We start from the raw sequence: 12,542 nt of genomic DNA, 5'->3' as shown, positions 1-12,542 counted from the left end.
GGCGGCAATACAAAAAAAACGGGAGGCCCTCAAAGGCCTCCCGTTTTTTTGTGCCCGGCGTTTAATCCCCAATCACCACAAGCCCCTGTGGGAGCGAGCCTGCTCGCGAATGCGGTGTGTCAGAAAAACAGATATCGACTGACTCGACGCTTTCGCGAGCAAGCCCGCTCCCACAGTGGGTCTGTGGTGTGGGTGAGAGGGGAGGGCAAGCGGCAGAAAAGCGGCAGCCAGCGGAAACCGGTTGCCGCTTTTCTGGCATTGCCGCGTTGCCGATTGCTCGCAAAGCCCCGGTTTATGGGGGTTTTTCTGTTTGGCACGGCGCTTGCTAAAGCTCAGATACGAAAAACCGGTCACCCGAAGGTTCCCGACATGAGCATCAGCTTCGATAAAGCGCTCGGCATTCACGAAAAAGCACTGGGCTTCCGCGCCCAGCGTGCTGAAGTCCTGGCCAACAACATCGCCAACGCCGATACCCCGAACTACAAGGCTCGGGATCTGGACTTCTCCAAAGTGCTCGAAGCACAGAGCCAGAAGAACGCCAACGGCACCATCGCCCTGAACATGACCAACAGCCGTCACATCGAAGCTGAAGGCCTGGGCAATGGCGACGAGTCGCTGATGTATCGCACGCCGATGCAGCCTTCGATCGACCAGAACACCGTGGACGCTCAGCTGGAACAGTCCAACTACGCGGAAAACGCCGTCGGCTTCCAGGCCAGCTTCACCCTGCTCAACAGCAAATTCAAAGGGCTGGTGTCAGCCCTGCGCGGAGAGTAATCCATGTCCCTGTCCAGCGTTTTCAACATTGCCGGCAGCGGCATGAGCGCACAAACCACGCGTCTGAACACCGTGGCTTCGAACATCGCCAACGCCGAAACCGTCTCCTCGAGCATCGACCAGACCTATCGCGCCCGTCACCCGGTGTTCGCCACCATGTTCCAGGGCGGTCAGAACAGCGGCAGCAACTCGCTGTTCCAGAGCCAGGACGCCGCGGGCCAGGGCGTACAGGTGCTCGGCGTGGTCGAAGACCAGAGCAACCTTGAAGCGCGCTACGAGCCGAACCATCCGGCCGCTGACGCCAAAGGCTACGTCTACTACCCGAACGTCAACGTGGTGGAAGAAATGGCTGACATGATTTCCGCGAGCCGGTCGTTCCAGACCAACGCCGAAATGATGAACACCGCCAAGACCATGATGCAGAAGGTACTGACCCTCGGTCAGTAATAAGGGACGACTGCGATGAGTGTTTCCGATACCAGCAACACCATAAGCATGAAGGATCTGCTGTCCAACTCGTCGAAAAAGACCAGTGGATCAACAGTGGATGGCATTACTTCAGCGACTAACAGTTCCACCGGCGGCCAGGCTCTGGGCAAGGATGCGTTCTTGCAATTGCTGGTGACCCAGCTGAAAAACCAGAACCCGCTCGATCCGCAGGACAACAGCGCATTCGTTGCGCAGTTGGCGCAGTTCAGCAGCCTTGAGGGCATTACCACCCTCAACAGCACGGTCAGCTCGCTGGCCGGCAACTACAACTCGTCGCAGGCGTTGCAGGCGTCGTCGCTGGTGGGTCGCAACGTGATCGTGCAGACCAATACCGCGCAGCTCGACGACCCGAGCAAAGGCCTGACCGGTTCGGCGACCGTGCCTTCGTCGATTGCCGGCGGCACCGTGACGATCACCGACAGCACCGGCGCAACTGTGCGCACCATTGATCTGGGCAGCCGCGCAGCCGGCAGCGCCAGCTTCACTTGGGACGGCAAGGACTCGTCCGGCAATCTGGTGCCCGTGGGTACTTACACCTTCAAGGCCAACGCGCCGATCAACGGCACCGCGACGGATCTGGCCACCTATCTGCCGGCCACCGTCAACAGCGTGACCATCAGCCAGACCGGTGGCGAGCTGATGCTCAACCTGTCCGGCAAGGGCTCCGTCGCCCTGTCCAAAGTACAAACCATTGGTATATAGAGCCGACTAACCGGCACAAAGGAGTGGAATATGTCTTTCAATATCGGCCTTAGCGGTCTCTATGCAGCCAACAAACAACTGGACGTGACCGGTAACAACATCGCCAACGTCGCGACCGCCGGTTTCAAATCGTCCCGTGCGGAATTCGAAGACGTTTATTCGGCAACTCGCTTGGGTACTGGCAGCAAAGTGATCGGCAATGGCGTGCGCCTGGCCAACGTTTCGCAGCAATTCACCCAGGGTGACATCAGCAACACCGGTAACGTGCTGGACATGGGCATCAACGGTTCCGGCTTCTTCACCATGAGCAACAATGGCTCGATCTCCTACACCCGTGCCGGTACGTTCAAGGTCGACGATAAAGGTTTCATCACCAACACCGACTACACCTCGCGTCTGCAGGGTTACGGTGTGGATGCCAACGGCAAGATCATCAACGGCGTGCTGACTGACCTGAAGATCGACACCTCGAACCTGGCACCGAAGTCGAGTTCGACGGTGACGTCGAGCATCAACCTCAACTCGTCGGCCCCGGTGATCAACGATACCGGCGCCAACGCCGTGGTATTCGATCCAAACACGCTGGCAACTTACACCAAGTCGTTCAGCACCCCGATCTATGACACTCAGGGCAACTCGCACGTCATGGATCAGTACTTTGTGAAGACGGGTCAAAACACCTGGAAGGTTTACACCCTGGTAGACGGGCGCAACCCGGATGCTACCGGTAGCGATCCGAAAACCACCCCGCCGGTGGCGTCCACCATGACCTTTGACTCCGCAGGCAAACTGACTCAGATCAGCACACCTAATCCGGCGACTCCGGGCACTCCGACGATCAGCAGTGACCTGACCCTGAAAAACTGGAAGCCAGGCACAGTGACCAACGGTGTCTTTACGCCTAACGGCGCATCGGCAAACACCAATGGTGTGACCATTTCCATGGCCCTGACCACTCAATACAATGCTGATACCACGCGCACCATCCCGACTCAGGACGGTTATGCCACTGGCCAGATCACCAACCTGAGCATCGACGGTACCGGTACCTTGTTCGCCAACTTCAGCAACAATCAGAACAAGGCCATCGGCCAGGTTGCGCTGGCCAGCTTCACCAACGAACAAGGCCTGCAGGCTATCGGTGGTACCAGCTGGAAAGAGACGTTCGCGTCGGGTATTCCAGGTTACGATGCGCCGGAAACCGGTACTTTGGGTTCGATCTCGTCCAACTCGCTGGAAGAGTCCAACGTTAACCTGACCAATGAGCTGGTAGACCTGATCAAGGGCCAGAGCAACTATCAGGCAAACGCCAAGACAATCTCCACTCAGAGCACCATCATGCAGACCATCATTCAGATGACCTGATGTGATCTGATCGCTGCGCTGAAAACCGACGCCCCAGGGCGTCGGTTTTTTTATGCGCGTTATTTGGGACGTGTGTTCAGTTTTCTACCGTTCGTCGGTCGCTGTGGTGCGGAACTTGCACTCTCGCGGAGCAGTGGTGGCGCGCGTCAAACTTTCATTCGCAGCGCATATTTTCAAGCCGGGCTCAGGGTTCGGTGGCTCGGAAGCCGTCATTAGTCATCAGGGATGCGACACGTTGAACAGTCATAAAGCCGTCAGTGCGCCCGCCGCGGTGCCAATACCTTACGTCGCCGGTCTGGCTCTATACCCCCGCACTGTCCGGACATCGCTGATTTTCCTGTCGGTGATGCCTCATTCAAGCCAATTGAAACCATTTCTCCTGTTGCCGGCTGCACGCCGCAACCATGGCGTCGCCGTCGTGCGCGGTGATTTCCCTGACCGTGTCGCGCATGACCGACCCAGCGCAAATCCGTCGGATTTTTCGCGATGCTCAAGCCTTTTCGCAACCAGGCCTTGCGTGCACAAGAGAGGGTGACCCCCCGTAGCACCGGGCAATTCAACGCAGTTTCCAACACAAACACACTCACACAAGGAAGATGTAATGGCGGTAATTTACGGGTCCAATGGTGCAGATACGCTGGCAGGTACCGCCGGCGATGACCAGATACGTGGTTTGGCAGGTGATGATGTGTTGAATGGTGGGGATGGCAACGACCTTCTCATCGGCGGCGAAGGGGCTGATCAGCTCAATGGCGGCGCAGGTTTTGACACGGCCAGCTACGAAGACGCCAACCAGGGCATCGGCGTGACGATCAACCTGAAAACCGGGGTTCACACTGGTCTGGCGGCGGGTGATACGTTCGTCGGTATCGAGGCGTTTCGTGGTACCAGCTACACCGACAGCTTTGTCGCCGATGCCTCGGCCAACTCGTTTGATGGTGTGATTGGCTACGACACCTTGAGTTACGCCACCTCCGAGCAGGCAATCAACCTGACATTGACGGGCGCCAACGGCACCGGTCTGGGCGGTGATGCGCAGGGTGATACATTCAGCAACATGGACCTGGTTATCGGTACGGCATTCGATGATGTCTATACCCTGAACTCTGGCAGCACCAGCGTCAGTGGTGGCGCCGGCAACGACGTCTATATCCTCAATGGTCCCTGGGCAGGTGGTATCGGTGAAGCCGTTGGCGGCGGTGACGATGAAATCCGTACCAACCAGCCCAAAGTGTCCATGCTTGGCGAAATCGAGCGCCTGACGTATACCGGCACCGGTAACTTCAGCGGTACTGGCAACGCGGGTAACAACATCATCACCGGCGGCGTCGGTAATGACGTGCTGATCGGTGGTGCAGGTGCTGACCAGTTGATTGGCGGCGCAGGTTTTGACACGGCCAGCTACGAAGACGCCAACCAGGGCATCGGCGTGACGATCAACCTGAAAACCGGGGTTCACACTGGTCTGGCGGCGGGCGATACGTTCGTCGGTATCGAGGCGTTTCGTGGTACCAGCTACACCGACAGCTTTGTCGCCGATGCCTCGGCCAACTCGTTTGATGGTGTGATTGGCTACGACACCTTGAGTTACGCCACCTCCGAGCAGGCAATCAACCTGACATTGACGGGCGCCAACGGCACCGGTCTGGGCGGCGATGCGCAGGGTGATACATTCAGCAACATGGACCTGGTCACCGGTACGGCATTCGATGATGTCTTTACCCTGAACTCTGGCAGCACCAGCGTCAGTGGTGGCGCCGGCAACGACGTCTATATCCTCAATGGCCCCTGGGCAGGTGGCATCGGTGAAGCCGTTGGTGGCGGTGACGATGAAATCCGTACCAACCAGCCCAAAGTGTCCATGCCTGGCGAAATCGAGCGCCTGACGTATACCGGCACCGGTAACTTCAGCGGTACTGGCAACGCGGGTAACAACATCATCACTGGCGGCGTCGGTAATGACGTGCTGATCGGTGGTGCAGGTGCTGACCAGTTGATTGGCGGCGCAGGTTTTGACACGGCCAGCTACGAAGACGCCAACCAGGGCATTGGCGTGACGATCAACCTGAAAACCGGGGTTCACACCGGTCTGGCGGCGGGCGATACGTTCGTCGGTATCGAGGCGTTTCGTGGTACCAGCTACACCGACAGCTTTGTCGCCGATGCCTCGGCCAACTCGTTTGATGGTGTGATTGGCTACGACACCTTGAGTTACGCCAGCTCCGAGCAGGCAATCAACCTGACGTTGACAGGTGTCAACGGTACCGGTCTTGGCGGCGATGCGCAGGGTGACACATTCAGCAACATGGACCTGGTCACCGGTACGGCATTCGATGATGTCTTTACCCTGAACTCTGGCAGCACCAGCGTCATTGGTGGCGCCGGCAACGACGTCTATATCATCAATGGCCCTTGGGCAGGTGGCATCGGTGAAGCCGTTGGTGGCGGCGACGATGAAATCCGTACCAATCAGACCAGCATGGGGATGAGCGGTGAAGTCGAGCGCTTGACGTATACCGGCACCGGCAACTTCACCGGTACTGGCAACGCGGGCAACAACATCATCACTGGCGGCGCTGGCAACGATGTGCTGAGCGGCGGTGCAGGTGCCGACCAATTGATTGGTGGCGCCGGCATCGACACTGCCAGCTATGAGGACAGCCTCGCAGCGGGTGTCACGGTCAACCTGAAAACCGGTGTGCACACCGGCTTCGCCGCAGGCGATACCTTCTCCGGTATCGAAATCATTCGTGGCAGCAAGAACGGTGACACGTTCTTCAGTGGCACGGAGGCCAACATCTTTGATGGCGGCACGACAGGTGGTGTCGATACCGTCGATTATTCGTTGTCGACGCAGGCGGTGAACATCACCCTTACCACGCTCGGCACTGGCAGCGGTCAGGGTGGTGACGCGCAGGGCGATACGTTTACCAACATCGAGAAAATCGTCGGTTCGGCACAGAACGATGTATTCACCACTGGCTCCGCAGCTTCCCTGTTCGAGGGCGGGGCGGGGAACGATCTGTACATCATCAACGGCTCGCCCAATCAGTCGATAATCGAACTGGCGGGGGGTGGTGATGACGAAATTCGCACCTCGCTGACTACCATGACCTTGAGTGCCGAAGTCGAACGCCTGACCTATACCGGCACCGGCAACTTCACCGGTACAGGCAATGCTGGCAACAACATCATCACCGGTGGCATTGGCAATGACCTGTTGATGGGAGGGGCGGGCGCCGATGTCTTCATCGGTGGTGCGGGGATCGATACTGTCTCCTACGACGATTCCGCTGTGGGCGTGACCATCAACCAGAAAACCGGTGTTCACACGGGCATTGCCGCGGGCGATACCTTTGATGGCATCGAAGTCATTCGCGGCTCCAAATACAGTGACACGTTCCTGGCCGGTGTTGGTGTCGACAAGTTCGATGGCGGTACAACGGGGGCGGACAACATGGACGTCGTCGACTACTCGCAATCTGGCGCTGCCATCAACCTCACGCTGGTCTCCGGAAGCGGCACCGGAGCCGGTGGTGATGCCGAAGGCGATTCGTTCTCGGGTATCGAGAAGGTGATCGGTTCGGCGTATGACGATGTGTTCAACTCCTCGACGTCCGGCTCCTTCACCTTGCAGGGAGGCGCGGGCAACGACGTCTACATCGTCAACACCGGTGCATCGGCGGTGATTGTCGAAGCGCAGGGTGGCGGCGACGACGAAGTGCGTACCAACCAGCTCAGCATGGGGCTGCACAACAACGTCGAGCGTCTGACTTACACCGGTACTGGCAACTTCACCGGTCGCGGCAATGCCAGCGACAACATCATTACCGGTGGCGTGGGCAACGATACTTTGATGGGCGGCGCAGGCGCGGACAGCTTTTTCGGTGGTGCCGGAACTGACACCGTCAGTTATGACGACAGCACTGTGGCGGTTACGCTCAATTTCAAGACGGGCGTATACAGCGGCATCGCGGCAGGTGATACCTACACTGATATCGAACTGATTCGCGGCACGCAGTACGCCGATACGTTTATCGCCGGCGCTGGCGCGGACAAGTTCGATGGTGGTACTGGCGTTGATGTGGCGGATTACTCGCAATCCGCCCAGGCCGTGACACTGACGTTGGGGGCTTCTGGTGTCGGCTCTGGCACGGGCACTGGTGGCGATGCCGAGGGCGACAGCTTTTATGGTATCGAGAACATCATCGGCTCGGCCTACAACGACGTCTTCATCGCCAATGCCAACTCGACCGGTTTCACCGTGCAAGGCGGCATGGGCGACGATGTTTACGTCCTCAACAATGCAAACTATGGCGCGATCATCGAACTGGCTGGCGGCGGCAATGATGAAGTGCGCACCAATCAGTCCTACTACCTCATGAATGCCGGGATCGAGCGCTTGACCTTTACCGGTACCGGGATGTTCCAGGCGCGAGGCAATGCGCTGGATAACGTCATCACGGGCGGTGCCGGGGATGACATATTGATGGGCGGCGATGGCGGCGACACGTTCATCGGTGGCGAGGGTTTCGATACTGTCAGCTATAACGACATTGGACCGGTGGGGGTGGTCATCAATCTCAAGACGGGTGAGCACACCGCGATTGCCAAGGGCGATACCTTCCAGAGCATCGAGAAGTTCGTCGGCTCGGGACGCGACGACACGTTCATCGGTAACGATCAGGTCAACAATTTCGACGGAGCATTTGGGCGCGACACGGTCAGCTTTGCCTTTGAAAGCTCGGCCATCACCCTCGATCTCACTCAGCCACTGACCGGTGCCGCAGCGGGCGACACTTACACCAACATCGAAAACTGGGAAGGTACTGCGTTCAACGATACGTTGATCGGCGGCGCCGGCTCCGAGACGTTCATTGGTGGCAAGGGCGCTGATTTTATCGATGGCGGTGCGGGTGTTTCCGACGAAGCCTGGTACATCGGCAGCTCGGCGGCGGTGCAAATCAACCTGCTGGCCAATACGGTCACTGGAGGCGATGCGAGCGGTGATGTACTGGTCAATATCGAAGGGCTGCACGGCTCGTCATTCAATGACACGCTGACCGGTAACGCCGGCTGGAACGTTCTCTATGGCGGCCAAGGTAATGACCTGGTCTATGGCGGAGATGGCAACGACTCGATTTACGGCGGCAACTACGAGCCCTATGCCATCAATGGTCCGGATCGCAGCGGCCCGGCCGAGGCGGATCAGCTGTTTGGCGGCAATGGCAACGACAGCATGTTCAGCGCCAACAACGATGTCGGCAGTGTTCTGCATGGCGATGCCGGTAACGACGACATCACCGTGTACGCCGGTACCGCATACGGTGATGACGGCAGTGATTCGCTGGTAGGTACGGGGCCTGAGTATCAGCTGTTTGGCGGCGCCGGTTCCGACACGTTGATTATGCTCGGCGGTGGTTTCGCCTACGGGGGTGAAGGCAGCGATACCTACAAGGTGTATTCCTCGACCAATGTGATGATCAAGGATGATGGCCTTCAGGGTGGCGATAAAGTCGAGCTGACGAATATCAAGTCGTATGCGGATGTGATCATCAAGACCGACGGTACCAATGCCTACATCTTCAACGCCGTGGAGTGGAATGCGGGCAAGCAGAACAACGCAGTGATTCTTGCTGACTGGTATGCGGGTTCAAACACCATCGAAACCTTTGCTACAGCCAATGGTGAGACGTTCACCATTCCGGTTGTGGGGCAGGCAATGGCCGGGTCGTTTATGGTCTGAAGTTAGCTTGCCTTAATAATTAACGGCGAAGCCTGTCACCGGGTTTCGCTGTTTTTTGACGGAGCAAAAGAAAAACCCCCGACAAACCAGAAGTCTGTCGGGGGTTTTCTTTTGCCTGGAATGTATCAGGCGTCTCGCAACGCCTGATTCAGCTCAGCTTATTGGCAAGCTTCGCAATCCGGCTCGTCGATCGCGCAAGCCTTTGGCACTGGCGCCGGACCGGCAGGCGCAGCCAGAACCGAATCGTCGCCGTGGTTGCCGCCGCTGGAAACAGCGTTCAGCTTGCCGGTGTTGATGGTCGACTTCTCGGTGCTGGTCGCGGCCAGGGCACGGAGGTAGTAAGTGGTTTTCAGGCCACGGTACCAGGCCATGCGGTAGGTCACGTCGAGCTTCTTGCCCGATGCGCCGGCGATGTACAGGTTCAGCGACTGGGCCTGGTCGATCCACTTCTGACGGCGGCTGGCGGCGTCAACGATCCACTTGGTGTCCACTTCGAACGCGGTCGCGTAGAGCTCTTTGAGTTCCTGCGGGATGCGCTCGATCTGTTGAACCGAACCATCGTAGTACTTCAGGTCGTTGATCATGACCGAGTCCCACAGGCCGCGAGCCTTGAGGTCGCGAACCAGGTACGGGTTGATCACGGTGAATTCGCCCGACAGGTTCGATTTCACATACAGGTTTTGGTAGGTCGGTTCGATCGACTGCGAGACGCCAGTGATGTTGGCGATGGTGGCGGTCGGAGCGATGGCCATGATGTTGGAGTTACGAATGCCTTTCTGTACACGGGCGCGAACCGGTGCCCAGTCCAGGGTTTCGTTCAGGTCAACGTCGATGTACTTCTGGCCACGAGCCTCGATCAGGATCTGTTGCGAATCCAGCGGCAGAATGCCTTTGGACCACAGCGAGCCTTTGAACGTCTCGTACGCGCCGCGCTCGTCAGCCAGGTCGCAGGAAGCCTGGATCGCATAGTAGCTGACCGCTTCCATCGACTTGTCGGCGAACTCGACGGCAGCGTCGGAACCGTAAGGAATGTGCTGCAGGTACAAGGCGTCCTGGAAGCCCATGATGCCCAGACCGACCGGACGGTGCTTGAAGTTGGAGTTCTTCGCTTGCGGCACCGAGTAGTAGTTGATGTCGATCACGTTATCGAGCATGCGCACGGCGGTGTTCACGGTGCGTTGCAGCTTGGCGGTGTCCAGCTTGCCGTCGACGATGTGGTTCGGCAGGTTGATCGAACCCAGGTTGCAAACGGCGATCTCGTCCTTGTTGGTGTTCAAGGTGATCTCGGTGCACAGGTTCGAGCTGTGAACCACGCCGACGTGCTGCTGCGGGCTGCGCAGGTTGCACGGGTCTTTGAAAGTCAGCCATGGGTGGCCGGTTTCAAACAGCATGGAGAGCATTTTGCGCCACAGGTCTTTGGCCTGGATGGTCTTGAACAGCTTGACCTTGCCCGGGTATTCGGTCAGGGCTTCGTAGTACTCGTAGCGCTCTTCGAAGGCTTTACCGGTCAGGTCGTGCAGGTCCGGTACTTCGGATGGCGAGAACAGGGTCCACTTGCCGTCATCGAAGACGCGCTTCATGAACAGGTCAGGGATCCAGTTGGCGGTGTTCATGTCGTGGGTACGACGACGATCATCACCGGTGTTCTTGCGCAGCTCGATGAACTCTTCGATGTCCATGTGCCAGGTTTCCAGGTAGGCACACACAGCGCCCTTGCGCTTGCCACCCTGGTTAACGGCTACAGCGGTGTCGTTCACTACTTTGAGGAACGGAACCACGCCTTGGGATTTGCCGTTGGTGCCCTTGATGTACGAACCCAGAGCGCGCACAGGCGTCCAGTCGTTGCCCAGGCCGCCAGCGAATTTGGACAACATGGCGTTGTCGTGGATCGCGTGGTAGATGCCCGACAGGTCATCCGGAACGGTGGTCAGGTAGCAGCTCGACAGTTGTGGACGCAGGGTGCCGGCGTTGAACAGGGTCGGAGTCGACGCCATGTAGTCGAAGGACGACAACAGGTTGTAGAACTCGATCGCACGCTCTTCCTTGTTCTTCTCTTCGATCGCCAGGCCCATGGCCACGCGCATGAAGAAGATCTGCGGCAGTTCGAAACGCACGCCATCCTTGTGGATGAAGTAACGGTCGTACAGGGTCTGCAGGCCCAGGTAGGTGAATTGCTGATCGCGCTCGTGGTTGATCGCCTTGCCCAGTTTTTCCAGGTCGAAGGTGGCCAGCACAGGGTTCAGCAGTTCGAACTCGATACCTTTGGCGACGTAGGCCGGCAGTGCCTTGGCGTACAGGTCGGCCATTTCGTGGTGAGTGGCGCTTTCGGCCACTTCGAGGAAGCCCAGGCCTTCGGCGCGCAGGGTGTCCATCAGCAGGCGGGCGGTGACGAACGAGTAGTTCGGCTCACGTTCAACCAGGGTGCGAGCGGTCATCACCAGCGCGGTGTTGACGTCGGTCAGGGCCACGCCGTCGTACAGGTTTTTCAGGGTTTCGCGCTGGATCAGGTCGCCGTCGACTTCAGCCAGGCCTTCGCAGGCTTCGGTGACGATGGTGTTCAGGCGGCCCATGTCCAGCGGCGCGAGGCTGCCGTCGGCACGGGTGATGCGGATCGACGGGTGCGCGTTGACTGCTTCTTCGACCGGGGCGTGGGCAGCACGTTCTTTCGAGCGACCGTCGCGGTAGATCACGTAGTCGCGGGCAACTTTCTGCTCGCCGGCACGCATCAGGGCCAGTTCGACCTGGTCCTGGATTTCTTCGATGTGGATGGTGCCGCCCGAAGGCATGCGACGCTTGAAGGTCGCGGTGACTTGTTCGGTCAGGCGGGCAACGGTGTCGTGGATTCGCGACGAAGCGGCAGCAGTGCCGCCCTCAACTGCGAGAAACGCTTTGGTGATAGCGACGGTGATCTTGTCATCGGTGTAAGGAACGACAGTGCCATTACGCTTGATCACGCGCAGTTGACCAGGCGCGGTGGTGGCCAGATCCGAATTCGAATCGGCGGCCTGCGGCAAGGTGCCCTGCGGGTTCTCGCGAGTTGTGTCGGTTTGCATGGGTGTCTCCACGTTCTCTATGTTTGTTTGGGCACCATCAAGGTGCCCACCGTTCCGTCCTGAAGCACTACAACCGGCACGCGCCGGGCATAACGACTTCGGGACAGTTCAGGAAGGGGGCCTTGTGGGCGCCGCTTCCATGCCGAAGTCTTCGGTTCGCGCGATACGCGTGAAACCGCATTCCTTTCGGGGGCAGGTTCGTCACTGCAACACCCGTACCGTTATCGTCGTGGTCGACTGAAAAACGGTAGCCATCCGCAGGCGCGGTTTGGGCTTCTGAAAATACGTTTGGTTCAACCCGACAATGGCAATAAAAAGCCTTGAATTCACTGTCCGGTTTGTGTTTGGTTTTTTAGGGTCAAACCCTACATGTAGGGTTTTTTTACGCCCGGGCTACAAGATAATGCGTT

Annotated in this window: 6 protein-coding genes; 5 read left to right on the top strand and 1 reads right to left on the bottom strand. The window is 58.3% G+C overall.

Features of this window, described 5'->3' with window-relative positions; genetic code table 11:
- Positions 1 to 369: 369 nt before the first annotated feature.
- The 5 genes from flgB (at position 370) to AC1UK9_RS20810 (ending at position 9,079) form a co-directional block, all read left to right on the top strand.
- A complete protein-coding gene (flgB, locus tag AC1UK9_RS20830; protein WP_025112931.1) occupies positions 370 to 777 on the top strand; it encodes a flagellar basal body rod protein FlgB in 408 nt (135 codons plus the stop codon).
- Between the two features lie 3 nt (positions 778 to 780).
- Complete coding sequence (flgC, locus tag AC1UK9_RS20825) at positions 781 to 1,224, top strand: flagellar basal body rod protein FlgC (protein ID WP_003227217.1); 444 nt, start codon at positions 781 to 783, stop codon at positions 1,222 to 1,224.
- A 15-nt stretch (positions 1,225 to 1,239) separates the two neighbouring features.
- Positions 1,240 to 1,968 (top strand): flagellar hook assembly protein FlgD, encoded by a 729-nt coding sequence (gene flgD / locus AC1UK9_RS20820; RefSeq protein WP_482578401.1) that lies wholly within the window; start codon positions 1,240 to 1,242, stop codon positions 1,966 to 1,968.
- Between the two features lie 30 nt (positions 1,969 to 1,998).
- Positions 1,999 to 3,333 (top strand): flagellar hook protein FlgE, encoded by a 1,335-nt coding sequence (flgE, locus tag AC1UK9_RS20815; RefSeq protein WP_025112933.1) that lies wholly within the window; start codon positions 1,999 to 2,001, stop codon positions 3,331 to 3,333.
- Between the two features lie 601 nt (positions 3,334 to 3,934).
- A complete protein-coding gene (locus AC1UK9_RS20810; RefSeq protein WP_482578400.1) occupies positions 3,935 to 9,079 on the top strand; it encodes a beta strand repeat-containing protein in 5,145 nt (1,714 codons plus the stop codon).
- A 158-nt stretch (positions 9,080 to 9,237) separates the two neighbouring features.
- On the opposite strand, the gene AC1UK9_RS20805 is transcribed toward AC1UK9_RS20810, so the two are convergent.
- Positions 9,238 to 12,132: a ribonucleoside-diphosphate reductase subunit alpha gene (locus AC1UK9_RS20805; RefSeq protein ID WP_482578399.1), complete on the bottom strand. Its 2,895-nt coding sequence runs from the start codon at positions 12,130 to 12,132 to the stop codon at positions 9,238 to 9,240.
- Positions 12,133 to 12,542 lie beyond the last annotated feature (410 nt).

This window comes from Pseudomonas sp. AK-TSAG1-1 (genome assembly GCF_056821665.1).
The sequence above is the reverse complement of the archived record's forward strand: the minus strand, read 5'-3'. Positions and strand labels throughout refer to the sequence as shown.

Excerpts from the sequence above, each read along its gene's own strand:
- flgB (WP_025112931.1), top strand. The coding sequence starts at position 370 with ATGAGCATCAGCTTCGATAAAGCGCTCGGCATTCACGAAAAAGCACTG.
- flgC (WP_003227217.1), top strand. The coding sequence starts at position 781 with ATGTCCCTGTCCAGCGTTTTCAACATTGCCGGCAGCGGCATGAGCGCA.
- flgD (WP_482578401.1), top strand. The coding sequence starts at position 1,240 with ATGAGTGTTTCCGATACCAGCAACACCATAAGCATGAAGGATCTGCTG.
- flgE (WP_025112933.1), top strand. The coding sequence starts at position 1,999 with ATGTCTTTCAATATCGGCCTTAGCGGTCTCTATGCAGCCAACAAACAA.
- AC1UK9_RS20810 (WP_482578400.1), top strand. The coding sequence starts at position 3,935 with ATGGCGGTAATTTACGGGTCCAATGGTGCAGATACGCTGGCAGGTACC.
- AC1UK9_RS20805 (WP_482578399.1), bottom strand. The coding sequence starts at position 12,132 with ATGCAAACCGACACAACTCGCGAGAACCCGCAGGGCACCTTGCCGCAG.